This is a genomic window from Candidatus Palauibacter sp., from assembly GCF_965222475.1.
Lineage (GTDB): Bacteria > Gemmatimonadota > Gemmatimonadetes > Palauibacterales > Palauibacteraceae > Palauibacter.
Window position 1 is genome coordinate 334,294 of record NZ_CBDCUB010000008.1, and the last position, 18,320, is coordinate 352,613.

At 68.8% G+C, this 18,320-nt stretch carries 15 protein-coding genes and 1 tRNA gene; 11 read left to right on the plus strand and 5 right to left on the minus strand.

Annotated features, from left to right (window positions below):
• Positions 1-10: 10 nt before the first annotated feature.
• Entirely contained in the window at positions 11-1,213 is a 1,203-nt protein-coding gene (locus ACOQPP_RS16980; protein ID WP_419167594.1) for a DUF819 domain-containing protein, read from the plus strand.
• On the plus strand, positions 1,210-2,643 hold the full coding sequence (locus ACOQPP_RS16985) for an amidohydrolase family protein (RefSeq protein WP_420637043.1): 1,434 nt from the start codon (positions 1,210-1,212) through the stop codon (positions 2,641-2,643). The genes ACOQPP_RS16980 and ACOQPP_RS16985 overlap by 4 nt, the downstream gene beginning before the upstream one ends.
• 9 nt (positions 2,644-2,652) lie before the next feature.
• On the opposite strand, the gene ACOQPP_RS16990 is transcribed toward ACOQPP_RS16985, so the two are convergent.
• Positions 2,653-3,480, minus strand: coding sequence for an ABC transporter six-transmembrane domain-containing protein (locus tag ACOQPP_RS16990; RefSeq protein ID WP_420637044.1), 828 nt, complete (start codon positions 3,478-3,480; stop codon positions 2,653-2,655).
• 145 nt (positions 3,481-3,625) lie between these two features.
• Here ACOQPP_RS16990 and ACOQPP_RS16995 point away from each other — a divergent pair, with 145 nt between their 5' ends.
• The 5 genes from ACOQPP_RS16995 to ACOQPP_RS17015 all read left to right on the plus strand — a co-directional run bounded on the left by ACOQPP_RS16995 (position 3,626) and on the right by ACOQPP_RS17015 (position 10,795).
• Positions 3,626-6,808: a WD40/YVTN/BNR-like repeat-containing protein gene (locus ACOQPP_RS16995; RefSeq protein ID WP_420637045.1), complete on the plus strand. Its 3,183-nt coding sequence runs from the start codon at positions 3,626-3,628 to the stop codon at positions 6,806-6,808.
• A gap of 29 nt (positions 6,809-6,837) precedes the next feature.
• Entirely contained in the window at positions 6,838-8,010 is a 1,173-nt protein-coding gene (locus tag ACOQPP_RS17000; protein WP_420637046.1) for a DegT/DnrJ/EryC1/StrS family aminotransferase, read from the plus strand.
• Between the two features lie 4 nt (positions 8,011-8,014).
• A complete protein-coding gene (locus tag ACOQPP_RS17005; protein WP_420637047.1) occupies positions 8,015-9,061 on the plus strand; it encodes an alcohol dehydrogenase in 1,047 nt (348 codons plus the stop codon).
• 211 nt (positions 9,062-9,272) lie between these two features.
• Complete coding sequence (locus ACOQPP_RS17010) at positions 9,273-9,530, plus strand: helix-turn-helix transcriptional regulator (protein WP_420637048.1); 258 nt, start codon at positions 9,273-9,275, stop codon at positions 9,528-9,530.
• Positions 9,527-10,795 (plus strand): type II toxin-antitoxin system HipA family toxin, encoded by a 1,269-nt coding sequence (locus ACOQPP_RS17015; RefSeq protein ID WP_420637049.1) that lies wholly within the window; start codon positions 9,527-9,529, stop codon positions 10,793-10,795. The genes ACOQPP_RS17010 and ACOQPP_RS17015 overlap by 4 nt, the downstream gene beginning before the upstream one ends.
• 55 nt (positions 10,796-10,850) lie before the next feature.
• Here the strand turns inward: ACOQPP_RS17015 and ACOQPP_RS17020 are convergent, their stop codons facing one another.
• Positions 10,851-11,207 carry a cupin domain-containing protein gene (locus tag ACOQPP_RS17020; RefSeq protein WP_420637050.1) on the minus strand — a complete coding sequence of 119 codons (357 nt, stop codon included), beginning with the start codon at positions 11,205-11,207 and terminating at the stop codon, positions 10,851-10,853.
• Positions 11,208-11,319: 112 nt separating this feature from the next.
• On the opposite strand from ACOQPP_RS17020, the gene ACOQPP_RS17025 reads away from it, so the two are divergent.
• Positions 11,320-11,392 (plus strand) — tRNA-Gly (locus ACOQPP_RS17025).
• Positions 11,393-11,411: 19 nt separating this feature from the next.
• Here ACOQPP_RS17025 and ACOQPP_RS17030 read toward each other — a convergent pair.
• Both ACOQPP_RS17030 and ACOQPP_RS17035 read right to left on the minus strand, forming a co-directional pair.
• Positions 11,412-11,831: a PIN domain-containing protein gene (locus ACOQPP_RS17030; protein WP_419167585.1), complete on the minus strand. Its 420-nt coding sequence runs from the start codon at positions 11,829-11,831 to the stop codon at positions 11,412-11,414.
• Positions 11,828-12,106, minus strand: coding sequence for a hypothetical protein (locus tag ACOQPP_RS17035; RefSeq protein WP_420637051.1), 279 nt, complete (start codon positions 12,104-12,106; stop codon positions 11,828-11,830). Before ACOQPP_RS17035 ends, ACOQPP_RS17030 begins: the two co-directional genes overlap by 4 nt.
• Positions 12,107-12,292: 186 nt before the next feature.
• On the opposite strand from ACOQPP_RS17035, the gene ACOQPP_RS17040 reads away from it, so the two are divergent.
• Together ACOQPP_RS17040 and ACOQPP_RS17045 are read left to right on the plus strand one after the other, a co-directional pair.
• Positions 12,293-14,047, plus strand: a complete 1,755-nt coding sequence (locus ACOQPP_RS17040) for a uracil-xanthine permease family protein (protein ID WP_419167583.1) — start codon at positions 12,293-12,295, stop codon at positions 14,045-14,047.
• 11 nt (positions 14,048-14,058) lie between these two features.
• On the plus strand, positions 14,059-15,198 hold the full coding sequence (locus tag ACOQPP_RS17045; protein ID WP_420637052.1) for a hypothetical protein: 1,140 nt from the start codon (positions 14,059-14,061) through the stop codon (positions 15,196-15,198).
• A 214-nt stretch (positions 15,199-15,412) separates the two neighbouring features.
• On the opposite strand, the gene ACOQPP_RS17050 is transcribed toward ACOQPP_RS17045, so the two are convergent.
• A complete protein-coding gene (locus tag ACOQPP_RS17050) occupies positions 15,413-16,735 on the minus strand; it encodes an amidohydrolase family protein (protein ID WP_420637053.1) in 1,323 nt (440 codons plus the stop codon).
• A gap of 109 nt (positions 16,736-16,844) precedes the next feature.
• Between ACOQPP_RS17050 and ACOQPP_RS17055 the strand changes: the two genes are divergently transcribed.
• The gene (locus ACOQPP_RS17055; RefSeq protein ID WP_420637054.1) at positions 16,845-18,308 is read left to right on the plus strand and encodes an amidohydrolase family protein; all 1,464 of its coding nucleotides are present in this window, start codon (positions 16,845-16,847) and stop codon (positions 18,306-18,308) included.
• The last annotated feature ends 12 nt before the right edge of the window (positions 18,309-18,320 follow it).

Below are 18,320 nucleotides of genomic sequence, written 5' to 3' on the forward strand. Positions count from 1 at the left end.
CCCGAGCCCCGTGACCGCGCAGACGCTGTACATCGTCGCCGTCCTGTGCCTCGTGATCGCGGGCACGGAATGGCTCGTGCGGCGGAGCTTCCTGCGGCACGGCGGCACCGCGCTGATGGTCATCATCTTCACCGCGGTCATCGCGAACTTCGGCCTGCTCCCGACCTCCTCGACCGAGGCGGATCCGGTCCCCGCCTACGACGCGATCTTCGGCACGGTCGCCCCGCTGGCCATCGTGTGGCTCCTCCTCAAGGTCAACCTGCGCGATATCCTCCGGGCCGGGCTGCCGATCATCACCCTCTTCCTCATCGGGTCGCTGGGGACCGTCGCGGGCGTGATCGCCGGCATGGCGATCGTGGACGGACCGGAGCGGATCGGCCCGCTGTTCGGGCCGCTGGGCGGCATGTTCACGGGCACCTACACCGGCGGGAGCGTGAACTTCAACGCGGTCGCGCTCGAGTACGACGTCATGCGGGAGGGCGTGCTGTTCGGCGGAGCGTCCGCGGTGGACTCGATCATGACGACGGTGTGGATGGCCGCCACGATCGCGATCCCTCGCTTGCTTCGGCCGCACTGGCCGCAGTCCGGCTGGAGTTGGGGCGGGCTGGCCGACGCCGTACCGGGCTCCGGTGACCGGGCCCCGGACCTCGGCATCACGGAGGACACCGAGCGCGTGCATCCGGTCGATCTGGCCCTGGTCCTCGCGATCGGGTTCGGGACGCTGTGGGCGTCGCAGCGGCTGGAGGCCTGGACCGTCTCACTGGGTGTCCCGATCCCGGACATCCTCATCCTCACCGTGATCGCGCTCATCCTCGCCCAGTTTCGGGCCATCACGGATCTCGCCGGCAGCCGGACGCTGGGCCTGTTCTCCGTTTACCTCTTCCTGTGCGTGATCGGGGCACATTGTGACGTGCGGGCGCTGGCCGACATCGGCCCCCTCGGTCTCGCGCTCCTGGCCTTCACCCTCACGATCGTCGTCGTGCACGGACTCATCACGTTCGGTGCGGCCCGGCTCCTCCGCCTCGACGTGGACATCGCCGCCGTGGCTTCCCAGGCCAACGTGGGCGGCGGAACTTCCGCGCTGGCACTCGCGCGAAGCCTCGGGCGCGGCGATCTGGTGCTTCCGGCCGTACTGATCGGGTCGCTGGGAAACGCCCTCGGCACGTTCCTCGGATTGCTGGTTGCGCGCGTGCTCCCGGGGTTGCTCGGATGAAGGGATTCGCCATGCGGTACGGAACGCTGATCGCCGTCTTGGCCGCGTTCGCCGCGACAGGTTCAGAGGCGACGGCCCAGAGCTACGACATCGTCCTCTCCGGCGGCCGCGTGATGGACCCCGAGTCCGGGCTCGAGGCGGTCCGCCACGTCGGGATCCGCGACGGGACGATCGCGGCGATCTCCGAGTCCCCGCTCGACGGCGCGACCGTGGTCGACGTGGGCGGGCTCGTGGTGGCGCCCGGCTTCATTGACCTGCACGCGCACGGCCAGGACCTCTACTCGAGCCAGCTGCAGGCGCGGGACGGGGTGACGACCGCGCTCGAACTGGAGGGTGGCACGGGGGACGTGGAGGAGTGGTACGGGAGCCGGGAAGGGAAGGCCGTCATCCACTGCGGCGCCACCGCCTCGCACGGGGCCGCCCGCCGCCTCGCCCTGGGAGGGCGCGAGGAGGCAGTCCGACTGGCGGCCGATCTCGAGCAGGTCGCGGTGATGGAGAACCGGTTGCGGGACGAGCTGGGACGCGGGGCGCTCGGGATCGGCTACGGCATCCAGTACACGCCCGGGGCGCGGCGCGAGGAGATCCACCGGCTGTTCGAGCTCGCGGCGGAGGAGGGCGCGACCAACTTCGTCCACATCCGGTACGCCGGGGTCGTGGAACCCGGCAGTTCGATCGAGGCCGTCCACGAGATGATCGCGAACGCGGCCGGGACCGGCGCGAGCGTCCACATCGTTCACCTCGGATCGAGCGGTCTGCACCAGGTGCCGTCGCTTCTCTCGATGATCGAGGGGGCGCATGAGCGCGGGCTCGATGTCACGACCGAAGTCTATCCCTACACAGCCGCCTCCACCGACATCCGCGCCGCGATCTTCGACCCCGGCTGGCGGGAGCGCTTCGGCTCCGACTACGGCGACATCGAATGGGGCGCGACCGGAGCGCGGCTCACGGAAGAGACGTTCAACCAGCGCCGGGCCGAGGGCGGACGGATCATCGCCCACATCATCCCGCGGGAGATGTTCGAGTTGGCGCTCGCCCACCCCATGGTCATGGTCGCGAGCGACGGGGTCCCGTTCGTGGATGGTCGCGGACACCCGCGCGGGGCCGGTACGTTCGCTCGCGTCCTCGGGCGCTACGTCCGCGAGCAGGGCCTGCTCAGCCTGATGGACGCGCTCTCCAAGATGACGCTGATGCCGGCCCGGCGGCTCGAGGCCTACGTCCCGCAGATGGCCGACAAGGGCCGGATACGGGTCGGGGCGGACGCCGACATCACGGTGTTCGACCCCGATACCGTGATCGACAACGCGACCTTCGAGGCGCCCACTCAGCCTTCATCGGGGATCGAACACGTGATCGTCGGAGGGACGTTCGTAGTCCGGGACGCCGAACTCGTCGAGGTTGCGTTCCCTGGCCAGGCGATCCGTCGCGACTAGCACGGGCTGCTAGGGGGTGGCCCCCGCCAGCCGGCCCGAGATCTCACGCAGCCGCAGCCACTCCTGGTAGTAGAAGGGGATCCCCATCATCGATTCCACGAACTGGAACACGTACATGACAACGGCGAACACTACGCCGTACTCCAGCGTCTGCTCGGCGGCGGCTCCCACCGCGAAGACCAGCAGGCAGATCATGAACACCCAGTTGATCCCGAAGTTCGCGGCTTCGAGGTCGGAAAGTCTGATGTTCCAGCGCATCATTGCGCGCAGGTGCTCGCGCAGTCGCCGGGGATCGCCGCTGTGGACGGCATCGACCTGCCGCTCGTACTGGTCGTTGAGCCCCTCGTTGTAGCGCGTCGTCAGCTTTCCAGTGAGGGAGTAGAGGGTCACTGTGGCGCAGGCGACCACGAGACACGCCACGAAGACCGGGAAGTTGAGCGCCGACAGAATCAGTATCGTGCCGGCCAGCCCCAGCACGGCGTTGATCAGCGAGGGCAGAGAGTTCTCGAAGAACTCGACAATCTCCCGGAGCATCCCGAGCCGCGCCGTTCGGGTGGAAGTGTCGCTCTCCTCGTCCCGGGCCACCATCTCCTCGCCGAGCCTGATGTAGATCCTGGCGTATGCGCGGCTGTCGACGAGACGCCGGACGATCGCGATTACGATCGTCATGATGCCGAGCCCGGCAAGCTCGTAGAGGCCCCGGGCCGAGTCCGAGAGAACGCTGTCGATGGCTCTCCCGATGACGAGAGGGAAGAGGATCCAGCCCGCGGCCTCCAGCACGACCAACGAGAAGGTGAGGGCGAAACGTCCGGCGAAGCGCTTCAGGAGTACGTCCATGGGATCTCGGGGGTTGGGGCTTCTGTCGGCAGCGCCGCAGCGGGGCTTATTCTTCGCGCCCAATATGAAACGGATCGGCGCCGGTGCCGACATCCCAACTCGGAGGTCCGCTCCCATGTGGTCGACCGAAGTGAGAACATGTGTTGTGCGAAGCGCGTGGTTGCTGCTTCTGGCGCTGATCCTTGTGCCGCAAGCGGGCGAGGCGCGCACCGTCGCTCTCGCCCGGCAGGCGACGGACGGTGACGACGAGACCTCGCTCTATAAGTCGATGCGGTGGCGGAACGTCGGCCCCTTCCGCGGCGGGCGGGCCGTGGCCGCGGCCGGTGTCCCCGACGACCGGCTCACCTACTACATGGGCACGGCCGGCGGCGGCGTGTGGAAGACCGCCGACGGCGGGATCAGCTGGCGCAACGTCACGGACGGCTTCGTCGCCACCTCGTCCGTGGGCGCCGTGGCCGTCTCCGAGTCCGACCCGAACGTGGTCTACGCCGGAATGGGCGAGCACTCGATCCGCGGCGTCACGACCTCACACGGAGATGGGGTCTACCGCTCCACCGACGCGGGCCGCACCTGGACGCACATGGGGCTCGCCCCGACGCGGGCCATCTCGCGCATCCGGATTCATCCCGACGACCCGGATCTCGTATACGTCGCCGCGCAGGGTTCCCCCTTCTCCCCCACGCCGGAGCGCGGCATCTACCGCTCGGAGGACGGCGGGGAGAACTGGGAACTCGTCCTCCACGTGGACGAGAACACCGGTGCCTCGGATCTCGCCATGGACCGGACCAACCCGCGCATGCTCTACGCCTCGATGTGGGACCACGATCGCGAACCCTGGTACATCCGGAGCGGCGGCCCCGGTTCCGGCTTCTGGAAGTCGACGGACGGCGGGGATACGTGGGAGGAGATCAACCAGGGCCTCCCCGAGATGATGGGGAAGACGGCGATCGATGTGTCCCCGGCGGACCCCGACCGGCTATGGGCCCTGATCGAGGCCGACGAGGATGTGGACGGGGTGTACCGGTCCGACGATGCCGGCAAGACGTGGGCGCTGATGAGTTCGGAACGCGAGCTGCGCGGCCGGGCCTGGTACTACGTCGAGATCTACGCCGACCCGCAGGATCGTGAGACCGTCTATGTGATGAACTCGCCCTTCCTCAGGTCGATCGACGGCGGCCGCACCTGGGAGACGATCCAGACGCCGCATGTGGACCACCACGACCTGTGGATCAACCCGTTCGACAACCAGGCCATGCTCTCCGCGAACGACGGGGGAGGAACGATCACATTCAACGGGGGAGAGACCTGGTCGACGCAGGAGAACCAGCCCACCGCGCAGATCTACCGGCTCACGGTGGACAACCAGTTCCCGTACCGGCTTTACGGCGGCCAGCAGGACAACACGAGCGTGGCGATGCTGGGCTGGGCGACGCACTCCGGCGGGCTGGGCTGGAAGGACTGGTTCGACGCGGGGGGCGGGGAGTCGGCCTGGGTCGCGTTCGACCCCGACAACCCGCGCTTCCTCTACGCGACCTCGATTCAGGGGATGATCGGCGAGCTGGACACCGAACTCTGGTCCTCGCGCAGCGTGCAGGCGTACCCGCAGTTCCAACTCGGCATGGATGCCGAGGACATGCGCTACCGCTGGAACTGGAACGGGCCCGTCGTGGCGTCGCCTCACGACCCGACCGTGATCTACCACGGCGCGCAGCACCTCCTGCGGTCGAGCGACCGGGGGGTGACGTGGGAGGAGATCTCGCCCGATCTCACCCGCAACGAGCCCGCGAAGCACGTCCCGGCGGGCGGGCCGTTCACGAACGAGGCGGCGGGCGGCGAGGTCTACAACACGATCTTCACCATGGCCGAATCTCCCCTGGAGGCCGGGACCATCTGGGTCGGGGCGGACGACGGCCTCGTCCACATCACGCGGGATGACGGGGCGACCTGGACCGATGTCACGCCGGACGGGATGCCGGAGGGCATGGTGAACTCGCTCGATCCGTCGCCGCACGCGCCGGGCGGCGCCTACATCACGCTCAGCCGGTACAAGTTCAACGACTTCACGCCGTACATCTACAAGACGACGGACTACGGGGAGAGCTGGGCTCGTATCGACGCGGAGATCGCCGCGGACCGGCCGGAGGCGTGGGCGCGGATCGTACGCGAGGACCCCGAGCGGCGGGGGCTGCTCTACGCGGGCACGGAACTCGGGATGTACGTGAGCTTCGATGACGGGACCTCGTGGCGGAGTCTGGATCTGAACATGCCCCTGACCTCCATCACGGACCTGCGTGTGCAGGCGGGAGACCTCGCCGCGGCGACGCAGGGCCGCGGCTTCTGGGTGCTCGACGACCTCTCTCCGCTCCGGCAGGAGGCCGAAGCCGAGGCGGCGGAGGGGCACCACCTGTACACGCCCTCGACCGCGTACCGCGTGAACGAGGGACTCGGCGGGGCGGTGGGCCCGACCACCACGGGCCAGAACAAGACACCCGGGGTCGCGATCGACTACGTCATGGGCGGCGCGCTCGAGGATGAGACGCCGGCCCTCGAGATCCTCGACGCGGCGGGCGCGGTGATCCGCACCTTCTCGACCGACACCACGGTGAACGCCGACGGGATCCGGTACACTCGCGCTCCCGCGGGCCCCGGGCACAACCGGGTGTTCTGGGACCTGCGCGTGGAGAGCGGACCGCGGATCGCGGAGTCGTATTCCTTCTTCGGGGATGCGCAGGGGTATCGCGTAATACCCGGCCGGTACAGCGCGCGCCTTGCGGTGGGAGAGGGGCCGGCACAGACCCGTGAGTTCGAGGTGCGCGGCGATCCGCGGGTCCCCGCCTCGCAGACCGACTTCGCGGCGAACCGGCGCTTCCTCGAGTCGGTGTTCGGAGTGGTCGTGGCGCTCCACGGCGGCGTGAACGACATCCGGGATGTCCGTTCGCAGGTCGACGGGGTCGTAGCGCAGGCGGCGGAGGCCGGACTCGCCGGCGCGGAAGCGCTCGAGACTGCGGGAACGATGCTCGCGGACTCGATCACGGCGCTGGAGGACCGCCTGTTCCAGAAGCGGCGGGCGGCGCAGCAGGACATGGTCGCTTACGAGGGGCTGCTGAACATGCAGCTGACCTCGCTCATCGGAGAGGTTGATGGCTCCGATCTGCCGCCGCGCATGGGAGTGCTCGAGCGGTGGCGCGACCTTCAGGCGGAATGGGTGGTGGAGGAGGCGGCACTGTCGCGGGTGCTCGGCGACATGCTCGACGCGTTCAACCAGCTTGCGCGGGAATCGGGCGTCCCGGCCGTCATCACACGGAACCGCCCGCGCGCCGTCTCGTAGCGGCCGTAGCGCGAAAGAGGAGAGCGCGCGTGGCTGCCGGAGGGCTGGCGATCGAAGGCGGTCCCGCGGTCCGCACCGCCCCCTGGCCGTCGTGGCCGCGCTGGGGCGCGGCTGAGCGACGCGCCCTGCTCGAGGTGCTCGAGTCGGGGCGCTGGGGCCGGGGCGGCCGGGCCGTGCCCGAGATCGAGGCGCGCTTCGCCGCGCTGCACGGAGCCCGGTACGCGGTCGCGTGCTGCAACGGGACAGTGGCGATCCAGCTCGGGCTCATCGCTGCGGGGGTGCGGCCCGGCGACGACGTCATCACGAGCCCGTACAGCTTCGTGGCGACGGCCCACGCCGCCCGGGCGCTGGGCGCCGTTCCGGTCTTCGTCGACGTGGAACCGGGTACGCACAACCTGGACCCGGAGCTGATCGAGGCCGCGATCACCGAACGCACGACGGCGATCCTGCCCGTTCATATCGGCGGGCGCCCGGCCGACATGGACCGCGTGAACGAGATCGCCGCCCGGTGCGGCCTCCGGGTCGTCGAGGATGCCGGCCAGGCGTGGCTCGCCGGCTGGCGCGGCCGCCGAGTCGGCACGCTGGGCCAGGCGGGCGCGTTCAGCTTCCAGTCGAGCAAGAACCTGACCGCCGGCGAGGGCGGGATGCTCCTCACGAACGACGAGGCGCTGTACCGGCGGGCGTGGTCCTGGCACGACTGCGGACGCGATCCGGAGGGCGCGCCGCACGAGTACGCACCCGCCGGTCTCAACCTCCGGATGACCGAGTTCCAGGCGGCCATACTGTGCTACGGGCTGGAGAGGTTGCCGACCGAGCAGGCCATCCGCCGGCAAGCCATGGACACGCTGTCCACGGGTCTGACGGGGGTGGACGGAGTTCTCGTGCCGGGTCCCGATGAGCGTATCACCAGTCACGGGTGCCACATCTTCATGGTGCGGCTCGATGAGTCGGGGACCGAGGTGGACCGGAACTGGGTCATCGAGGCGCTCCGGGCCGAGGGTGTCCCGGTGCATCCCGGCTACACGACGCCGCTGCAGCGGGGACTGCCCGTGTGCGAGGCACTGTGCCGCACGACGATCTGGATCAAACACGAGGTGCTGCTCGGGGGCGCCGCCGAGATGCGGGATGTCGTCAACGCGTTCGCGAAGGTCCTGTCGGCGGCGCGTACGGCGCCCCGAACCTCCGAAAGACGACTGGATTGAACAGATGAAGAGCTACCAGTTCGGCGCGTACGGCGCGCCGCTCGAGTTGGCCGAGACGCCGACTCCCGAGCCGACGGGCACCGAAGTGCTCGTCCGCATCCACGCCTGCGGCGTTTGCCACAGCGATGTGCACCTGTGGGAGGGCTACTTCGAGATGGGCGGCGGCCGAAAGCTGGATGTGCGGGCGGTGCGCGAACTGCCCTTCACGCTCGGGCACGAAATCGTCGGCGAGGTCGCCGCCGCAGGGCCGGATGCGGACGGCGTAGCCATCGGCGACCGCCGCGTCGTCTTCCCCTGGATCGGGTGCGGCGCGTGCGACCTGTGCGCCAGCGCTCGAGAGCATCTGTGTAACCGCCCCCAAGCCCTCGGTACGCACCTCGACGGCGGGTTCGCGGACCACGTGATCGTCCCGCATCCGTGCTATCTGTTCGACTACGGCGATGTCGCACCGGAGCTGGCCTGCACCTACGCGTGCTCCGGCCTCACCGCGTACAGCGCGCTCCGGAAGGCGGAGCGCTGGCTCGAAGACCAGCTCGTCATCATAGGTGCCGGCGGCGTCGGTTTCGCCGGTCTCCAACTGGCCAGGGCGCTGTTCGATGCGGAGCTGATCGCGGTCGAAGTCGACGCCGCGAAGCTCGAGGCGGCACGGCAGGCGGGCGCCGCCCACGTCGTGGACGCCCGCGAGGACGACGCGGCACGGCAACTCAAACGGCTCACGAACGGCGGGTGCGCCGCGGTGGTCGACTTCGCCGGCTCCACGGCCTCCGCCGGGCTCGGCTTCCGCACCGTGGCGAAGAGCGGTGGTCTGGTGGTCGTGGGACTGCTCGGCGGCTCGCTCTCGGTGCCCCTCCCCCTGCTCGTGCTCAAGGATCTCGCGGTCCAGGGGTCCGACCTCGGGAGTCTGCAGGAGATGACGGAACTGATGGCACTCGTCCTCTCCGGTTGCGTCGACCCGATCCCCTACGCGACGCGACCCATGATAGAGGCGGAGGCGAGCCTGCGGGATCTGGAAGCGGGCCGGGTGGTGGGGAGGGTCGTCCTCACGAACTAACGGGCCGCCCGCCGGTCAGCAGTCGACGATGTCGTCTCCCCGGATCCCTTTCGGCTGAGCCCGGCCGATTCGCGTGGTGCCTTTCGCCACGTTCCCGAACGGTAAACTACTGCCGTCCTCCGGCCCCAACAGTCGAATATATTCCCGAGCGGGAACGAGAATGTTGACACGGGGCGCGAGAGCAGGCGATATTCCCGAGCGGGAATATATCATGAGAAAACGAAACGTCACGCCTGCCGATATCGGTGACATCGTCCGGGCAACGCGCAAGGACGCGAGGCTGCGCCAGCATGAACTTGCGGGCGCAGCGGGAGTGGGCCTGCGCTTCATCGTAGACCTTGAAGCGGGAAAACCGACCGCGCAGATCGGAAAGGTCCTTCAGGTTCTTGCGGCGCTCGGCTGTTCGGTCGACATCGTTCCCCCACTCGAAGCCGACGCGACCGGACCGGCAAGCCCCCGCGATACATGAACCGCGTTCTCGACATCTGGTGGGATGGGCGACTCGTCGGGCAACTGACACAGCCCCGACCTGGCGCCCTGGAGTTCGGGTACGCGGACGACTGGCTGCGGGACGACCGGGCCCCGCCGCTGTCCGTGTCGCTGCCCATACGCGCGGAGCCGTTTCCCCGCCGCGAATGCCGCCCCTTCTTCGCCGGCCTCCTGCCGGAGGAGAGCCAGCGGGACCGCGTGGCGCGAACGCTGGGGGTATCCTCCCTGAACGACTTCGCCCTCCTCGATCGCCTCGGCGGCGACGTCGCCGGGGCGCTCCAGCTGCTGTCGCCCGGAGAATCGCCAGCGGAGCCTGACGCGGACTATTCGCCCAAACCGCTCGACGAGGCGGAACTGCTCGACGTCCTCAACACTCTGCCTTGGCGTCCCCTGCTCGCCGGCGAGGAAGGCCTGCGCCTCTCGCTCGCCGGAGCCCAGTCGAAACTGCCCGTCGTCATGGTCGAAGATGTGATCGCCCTTCCGGCACCGGGGCAGCCCACGACCCACATCCTGAAGCCGGCGATCCCGGACTTCCCCCACACGACCGAGAACGAAGCCTTCGCGATGCGCCTCGCGCGCGCCGTCGGCCTGCCGGTCGCCGCCGTGGAGCCTCGAAAGGTGGGGGACAGGACGTTGCTCCTGGTCGAGCGGTACGATCGATCGGCCGGCCCGGACGGCTGTGTCCGCCGCATCCATCAGGAAGACTTTTGCCAGGCCCTCGCGGTACCCCCCGAAATCAAGTACGCGGGTGAGGGCGGGCCGACTCTGGGGGACGCCTTTGCGCTCCTGCGCCAGGTCGCGGCCCGACCCGCGGTCGAGATCCTCAAGCTCCTCGACGCCGTGGTCTTCAATCTGATCGTGGGCAACGCCGACGCACACGGGAAGAACTTCTCCATCCTCCATGACGCGGCCGGACCGCGTCTCGCACCGCTCTACGACCTGGCGATGACGGCCGCCTATCCGGAACTGGCGTCCGCTCTTGCCATGCCGATCGGCGGACGGGCGAGGCTGGCCGAAATGGACCTGCGCGGTTGGGCCGCCTTTTCGAGGGAAGCGACCGTGGGACTCCCTCTGATCCGGCGACGCGTCCCCGAGATCGCAGAGGCCGTGATCCAGCGCGCGACGAATGTCGCCGATGCGCTGATGATGCCGGGACTGGACGGGGAAGTGCTCGGCGGGTTCGCCCGGACAGCCGCCACACGGGCCGAGCGATGCGCGACATCAATAGGGGAGCGAGGTAGTTGACGGCAGCCTGGAGCATCCGATACGACTGCCTGCGACCCGACCGTCCGGCCGCGGGTCAGCAGTCGACGATCTCGATCCTGTCGGGCTGGTTCGGCACCGCGCACAGGAACTCGAACGGCTCGTTCCCCACCGCGTCGTACGAGTGCGGCGTGCCGGCCGGGATGTAGACGACGTCCCCGGATTTCACGTCGTGCACGTCTTCTCCGATCGTTACCCGCGCCCGTCCGCGCAGGACGTACTGCTCGTGCTCCACGGCGTTGGTGTGCCGCGGCATCCCGCCACCCGGCTGCATGACGAAGCGCCGCAGCGCGAAGTTCGGCCCCTGGTCCGGACCGATCAGGACCTGCGTTTCGGTCTCCGCCCCGGCGGCGACGGGCGTGAGTCCGAACTCCGATACATGTCGAACGCTCACTGGATCATCCTCCTGGAGTCCTGTACGACGCGGTCGCGCGGCGTGGCCCGGCTCGGCGCGCGGCCCGCAAACTTGCCCCGGCGCGGGGCCCGTCGCCAGATTCGACGGCCTCGCGGGCGTAGCTCAGTTGGCAGAGCGTCAGCCTTCCAAGCTGAAGGTCGCCGGTTCGACCCCGGTCGCCCGCTTTCCCCCGTTGGCAGCGGCTCAGCCGAAGTCCCACGGATTCGTGACGACGAGGTCGAGGCCCCGGAAGTCCGTCACGTTCCTTGTCGCCACCGACAGATCCCCGGCCTTGGCCGTTCCGGCGATCAAGGCATCTCCCAGGTCGAGCGGGCGCCCCTGCCGACGGGCGTCCGCTCGAAACCGGGCGGCCCAGGCGGCCGCCGTCCTGTCCACAGAGAGAATGCGATCCTCGTATCGCTGCATGAATTCGGACAGCACGTCGCGGAGCGCGTCTCGCCGTCGTCCCGGAGGCAGGAGAAGCAGACCGAATTCGAGCTCGTGCAACACGACAGTGGACATCCAGAGGTCGTCTTGCACGCGCAGGAACGCGAGTACGGGTGGGGCGGGAGTCGGCCTCGTCAACTCCGAGACCACGTTGGTGTCCAGCAGCACGCCCGTCACCCGGCGTCGTCCGAAGTGAAGGGGATCTCGCGACGGGACGCTCTCTCACGGGGCGGCTCCAGGTTCAGTCCACGAGGCACGTTCTCGATCAGCCAACGGCCCAGTGGCTCGCGGGCCGGAGCCTTCTCCCGCCACAGGCGTTCGGAAACGATGACGAAGGGTCTTCGGATGCCGATTCGCTGCGGCCCCTGCTCTTCTGCGAGGCGCAGGATCTCCGACAGGCGCGCCTTCGCCTCGGCAACCGTCCATGTGCGGGCCAGGTCGGAATCATCCATGGGCACGCCTCCTTTCCCTGACCCGGTACGTTCTGTCCAATACTAGTCTAACATAAACTAGTACAATATGGATCATGTCGCCGCGCAGGTCAGGCGGCGGGCGCCGCCTTGCGGGCGCTCGATACCGGCCTGAGCTTCGACGGCGTGCGTTCGGACCCGGCGTTTCTCCAGCGACGGAAGTGACCGATGGCAGCAGGAGCAGGCGACACCCGGCAGGCGATCCGGTATCAGCCGGACGAGACGCCACCCTACGGAGTCGCGATCGGACTCGCCCTTCAGTACGTCGTGCTCACGATCGCGGCCATCGTCATCACGGTGGCGATCGTGGTGCGGGCGGCTGGCGGCACCGAGTCCTACCTTTCCTGGGCGAGCTTCGCGGTGCTGATCGTGAGCGGGGTGACGACGGCCGTCCAGGCCCGGCGCCTCGGGCGCGTAGGGGCGGGCTACGTCCTGCTCATGGGGACGTCGGGCGCCTTCATCGCCGCGTCCGTGACCGCGCTCGTCGAGGGCGGCCCCGGCCTGCTCGCGACGCTCGTCATCGCTTCCTCGCTCTTCCAGTTCGGGCTCTCGTGGAAGCTCGCGCTCCTCCGGCGCATCATCACGCCGGTCGTGGCGGGCACCGTGATCATGCTCATCGCGGTGACGGTCATGCCGCTCCTGTTCGACCTCCTGCGCCAGGTGCCCGAGGGCGCGAGCCCCTCCGCCGCTCCGCTGACGGCCGGCATCACCATCCTCACCACGCTTCTCATCGTCCTGCGGGCCGGCGGCGTGATGCGGCTCTGGGGTCCGGTCATCGGGATTGCCGTCGGCTGCGGCGCGGGAATCGCGTTCGGCATCTACGACTTCGGCCGCATCGCGGACGCAAGCTGGATCGGGCTCCCGAGCGGCGGGTGGCCGGGCTTCGACTTCACCTTCGGCCCCGCCTTCTGGACGCTGCTCCCGACGTTCGTGTTCGTCACCCTGGTCGGGGCGATCGAGACCGTAGGGGACGGGGTCGCGATTCAGCGCGTCTCGTGGCGCGAGAAGCGGGCGACGGACTTCGGGGCGGTGCAGGGGGCGGTCGCCGCCGACGGCCTGGGAAATCTCCTCTCCGGACTCCTCGGCACCGTCCCCAACACGACCTACTCGACCAGCATCTCCCTCGCCGAGATCACCGGCGTCGCGGCCCGTCGCGTGGGCGTCTGCATCGGGGTCATCTTCTGCGTGCTCGCGTTCCTGCCGAAGGTCGCCGCGGTCGTGCTCGCCATCCCCGATCCCGTGCTCGCCGCCTACGGCCTCGTCCTCATCGCGATCCTGTTCGTCATCGGGATGCGGGTCGTGGTGCAGGACGGCATCGACTATCGGAAGGCCGCGATCGTCGGCGTGTCGTTCTGGGCCGGGGTCGGATTCCAGGAGGGGGCTTTCTTCACCGAGAACCTCGGTCCCCGTCTCGCCCCGCTGCTGGAGAACGGGATGACGGCCGGAGGGCTGGTGGCGATCCTCCTCACGGCCCTGCTCGAACTGACGGGGTCACGGCCGTTGCGCGTCGAGACGACGCTGAACGTGGAAGCCCTTCCCAACATCCGGAACTTCCTCGACAAATTCTCGATCCGCCGCAAGTGGCCCATGGAGATGAGCGACCGACTGCTGCAGGCCGCGGAGGAGACGCTCCTCCTCCTGCTAGAGCAGGCCAAACAGGACGAGGACAGCGGGGACCGGCGCCTGCGCCTTCTCGCCAGGAAGTGGGGGCAAGGTGCGGAGCTGGAGTTCATCGCCGCGGGTGGCGAGGGGAACATCCAGGACCAGATCGCGGTGCTGGCCAGCCACGGTACGGCGGAGCCGCGGGAACACGAACTCTCGCTCCGGATTCTCCGGCACCTGGCCACATCCGTGAGGCACCAGAAATACCACGACGCCGACATCGTGACCCTGCACATCGAAGGTCCCGCGCGGGGAGGATAGCCGTCCGCAAGATGCCGACTGCGCCGGGTGCGTGCGTCGCTGTGCTGGCGCTGCTCTCGCTGAACGCGTGCGAGGTGCCCGACGCCACTGCGGATTCACCTCTGAACTGGACCTTCACGCCGACGCTGCGGCTCGGGTCGACCTCGGGTCCGGACGCGCTTTACGGCGTGGACGAGCATTCGATCACGCTCGGTCCGGAGGGCACCTTCGTTGTACTGGACAAGGGGAATTATCGCGTCCTCACATTCGATCCGAACGGGACTCTGGTCGGCGAATTCGGTTCGCAGGGAGAAGGTCCGGCGGCGTTCGGCTATCCGGTCGCGATTCTCGGGCCTCGCAGTGACACGATTCGTGTGCTCGACGGCCCGTCGTCCAGCTACGAGGTCTTCGACTCCCGGGGGGAATTCCTTTGGCAGGAGCCTGTCGACGGGATCTTCGAGTTGGGGACTCGGCAGAGGCTGGTCGAGGGGGGGACGATGGTCATGCGGGAAGTGGGCTATTATTCGGACGCCCCCACCGTGAGTGATCAGGTGCTCCTGGTCCGCGGCCAGGGAGACACGCTGGCCCTCGCGACGCTCGTGAAGCGTGCCCGGGGCGATCTTGCCGTGCCGGAGTGCGGAATCCTGTCGATTTCGGTTTCGCCGCTGTTCGATCCTGTCCTCGTCTGGGATGCGATGAGTGATGTGGTCGCGGTCAATGATCAGCCGGAGTATGTGATCCAGATCTTCGAGGGAGGAACGAGGGCCCGATTCCTGGAGCGACCCATCGAAGCAGCGGCCGTGAACAGAGAGGTCGCGCTCGAGAGGATCGGCGAGGGCTCGACGGTGGGCGTCGCCGGGCGGCGCTGCCGGATCGACCCCGTCGAAGAACTGGAAACGCGAGGGTTCGAAGAGCGGCGGCAGGTCGTATCGGGCATCAGGGTCGACGGCGAAGGGTGGATCTGGGCCCGGCGGCACGCGGCTCCGCTGTCCGAGCCGGATCGCTTCGTCACGGATGTCTTCGACCCGGATGGCGTGTATCAGGGTACGCTGCCGGAGGGTGCCCCGTGGCCGGCGACGTTCACGGCGGACGGCCGGGTCGTCGCGCTGGAGACCGACGAACTGGACATCCAGAGCTTCGTCGTGTACTCCGTCGGACGAACGGGGGCGTAGGCCGGCCCGGCCAGCTTAGCGGCTCGAGACCTGGTGGCTCGCTATGCGCGGGAGATCGAGGTGACGCGCGACCCCCCCGCGTGAGGCCGTGCGCGTTCGCGCCGGTGTCGAACACGAAGCGGAGGGGGCCTCGCCGGGATCTGCCCTCGATCGTGAACCAGCATAGGAGAAGTGGTTCCCGGTGTCACGTAACAATCCTCAGGGGGCTGTTAGCTCAGGGGACCAGGCCGTCGGCGGTGGCGAGGAGCCGGTCGCGATCGAGGAGCTGCCCGCCGAGGATCACGGCGTGGACTCGCCGGGTGTTGGCGATGTCCTCGAGGGGGTCGGCGTCCAACAGCACGATGTCCGCCAGCATGCCGTGCGCGAGGGTCCCCCGGTCGCTGAGACGAAGGGCCTCGGCGCCCGTCCGGGTGGCGGCGACCAGCGTCTCCGCCGGCGTCATGCCGGCCTCCACGTGGGTCTCCATTTCGCGCTGGTACGCGAGCCCCGGCGGCGCGTTCGCCACGAGGCCGTGCGATCCCATGGTGACGGGTCCGCCAGCCTGCGCATAGCGCACCGTGAACGCCGCCATGTTCCGCATCGCGGCCCACTGCACGTCACGGCCTTCTTCGCTGAATTCCGGCTCGAAGACGGCCAGCGTGCCGTCCAGGTTCACGTTGCGCTCCAGCATGAGTTCGATGAGCGCGTCGGCGCGGGGGCCGGCGGGATCCAGAGCCGCCCACAGCTCCAGCCCTCCCTCGCCGCGGTGGATGCTCTCCCGCAGGACGGCCTGGCGGAACTCCTCCGCCCGCTTGGGCGAGACGAGCGCCCGGCCCACCGACCTCGTGTGCTCGATCCCGTCCAGCCCCAGGCGGATGGCGGCCTGCGGGTCGACGATCTCGAGGTGGCCGTGAACGGGCACGTTGCGACGGTCGGCCTCCTCGATGATCGCCGCGATCTGAGAGACCGACAGCCGGAAATAGACCTTGAGAGATGTCGCGCCACCGTCCATGAGTTCGTTGGCGGCCAGCCGCGCGTCCATGTCGTCGAGCAGGACCCGCGAGATCGTGGGATAGGCGGTGTCCCGCCCGTCGAGGATGGGACCGGAATACAGGAGGCGAGGCGTGGGGAGTCCGTCCGCGCGGACCGCGGCCAGCCAGTCCTCGTTGTCCGAGATCCACTGCCCCATCTCGCGCTGCGTCGTGACGCCGTTGGCCAGGAAGAGAAGCGGCAACTCGGGGTTCGCGTCGGTCCCGGTCCCGTCGATCGAGGCGTGGGGCCCGGGAGAATAGTGGAAGTGGAGGTCGATGAATCCGGGCGTGAGGAACTTGCCCGCGGCGTCGATCCTCTCGGCTCCGGCGGGGATCTGTATCTGCCCCGCGGGCCCGATCCGTTCGATGCGGTCGCCTCGCACCAGCACGGTCGCGTTCTCGTGTACGGCTCCCGTCCCATCGAAGACCCTACCCCCCTCGATGGCCAGCCATCGGTCCTGGGCTGCGAGGGGTGCGAGTCCGGCCAACATCCAGCAGAGAACGAACGAAACCCTGGCAGCACGCACGGCGAAACTCCTGTGGTCGAGGTCGCTTTCCTTGCCGGCGCGGGCCTTTCCGGCTCCGACGCCCGGATCTACGCTGAGAAAGATCCCGGTTCGACACAAGGAGGGCGCAATGAGCAACGGAGGGCGCAACGGAACGCGCAATGGAGCGCGGATCCTCGCGGCGGTAGCGATCCTCTGCTTCGGCGGAGAGGGTGCCGCCGCACAGGAGCGCGACTCGCTATCCGACGAAGTACGGTCCTACCTGAGCGTCTCGGCACCCGTCATCGCCCTGGAAAACGTCCTCCTCTTCGACGGCACCGGCGACCCCGCGCGACCCCGACAGACGGTCCTCATCCGCGGAAACCGGATCGAAGCCGTCGGCGCGGCGGGCGAGATCGATATTCCGCCCGGCGCGGAGAGGCTGGACCTCGCGGGCCACTCGGTGATGCCCGGGATGGTCGGCCTCCACAACCACATGTTCTACTACCAGTCCACGCCCCGGACGTCGCAGATGCAGTACTCGGGTCCGCGCCTGTACCTCGGGGCCGGCGTCACCACCGTTCGCACGACCGGCAGCGTGTCCCCCTATCAGGACATCTCGCTCAAGGGGGCGATCGAGAGGGGAGAGACGCCGGGCCCCCGGATTCTGATCACCGCCCCGTACGTCATCAGTCCGGGGCCGGACGAGCGTCTGCGCGACCTCGGGATGTACGCGATCCGCGACGAGGAGGCGGCGCGGCGCTACGTGCGGTACTGGGCCGCGGAGGGGGCGGAGTGGATCAAGGCCTACACCCAGATCACGCGGGAGGCGCTGGGCACGATCATCGACGAGGCGCACCTGCAGGGGATGAAGGTGACGGCGCACCTGTGCTCGGTGGGGTTCCTCGAAGCCACCGCGATGGGGATCGACAACCTCGAGCACGGTCTGTGGGCGAACTCCGAGTACGACACGACGCGCGAACCCGACAGGTGCAGCCCGAACTACCAGAGGAGCGTGGCGGAACTGGACATGGACGACCCAAGGGTGGCGGAGACGATCTCCGAGATGGTCGCCGCGGGCGTTGGCATGACCTCCACGCTGGCGGTCGCCGAGCAGGCCACGCCGCTCGTGCCGGACCTCGCGGAACGGGATCTGGCGGCCCTTCCCGACCATGTGGTGGACGCGGAGATGGAGCGCCGGTCGATCTTCCGGACGACGGAGATGCCGTGGATGATCGACCTGTTCGAGAACATGCTCGAGTTCGAACTCGCGTTCGTGGAAGCGGGGGGCGTGCTGGCCGCCGGCGTCGACCCGGCCTGGGGCGCGCTACCCGGCTACGGCGACCAGCGCAACTTCGAGATCCTCGTCGAAGCGGGTTTCGAACCTGCCGCCGCCGTCCGGATCGTGAGCGCGAACGGGGCGCGGATCCTCGGCCTCGACGACGAACTGGGGACGGTCGCCGCAGGCAAGCTCGCCGACCTCGTCGTGATCGAGGGTGACATCGAACTCCGGCCCTCGGACATCCGCAACGTGCGCCTGGTGTTCAAGGACGGGCTGGGCTACGACCCGGACAGGCTCACGGCCGCCGTCGCCGGCCAGGTCGGCGTCCGCTGACCGCCGCCGGGG

Bases quoted from the DNA above. Each gene is read 5' to 3' on its own strand.
- ACOQPP_RS17015 (WP_420637049.1), top strand. From the start codon at position 9,527: ATGAACCGCGTTCTCGACATCTGGTGGGATGGGCGACTCGTCGGGCAA.
- ACOQPP_RS16985 (WP_420637043.1), top strand. From the start codon at position 1,210: ATGAAGGGATTCGCCATGCGGTACGGAACGCTGATCGCCGTCTTGGCC.
- ACOQPP_RS17055 (WP_420637054.1), top strand. From the start codon at position 16,845: ATGAGCAACGGAGGGCGCAACGGAACGCGCAATGGAGCGCGGATCCTC.
- ACOQPP_RS17005 (WP_420637047.1), top strand. From the start codon at position 8,015: ATGAAGAGCTACCAGTTCGGCGCGTACGGCGCGCCGCTCGAGTTGGCC.
- ACOQPP_RS17010 (WP_420637048.1), top strand. From the start codon at position 9,273: ATGAGAAAACGAAACGTCACGCCTGCCGATATCGGTGACATCGTCCGG.
- ACOQPP_RS16990 (WP_420637044.1), bottom strand. From the start codon at position 3,480: ATGGACGTACTCCTGAAGCGCTTCGCCGGACGTTTCGCCCTCACCTTC.
- ACOQPP_RS17045 (WP_420637052.1), top strand. From the start codon at position 14,059: ATGCCGACTGCGCCGGGTGCGTGCGTCGCTGTGCTGGCGCTGCTCTCG.
- ACOQPP_RS17040 (WP_419167583.1), top strand. From the start codon at position 12,293: ATGGCAGCAGGAGCAGGCGACACCCGGCAGGCGATCCGGTATCAGCCG.
- ACOQPP_RS17035 (WP_420637051.1), bottom strand. From the start codon at position 12,106: ATGGATGATTCCGACCTGGCCCGCACATGGACGGTTGCCGAGGCGAAG.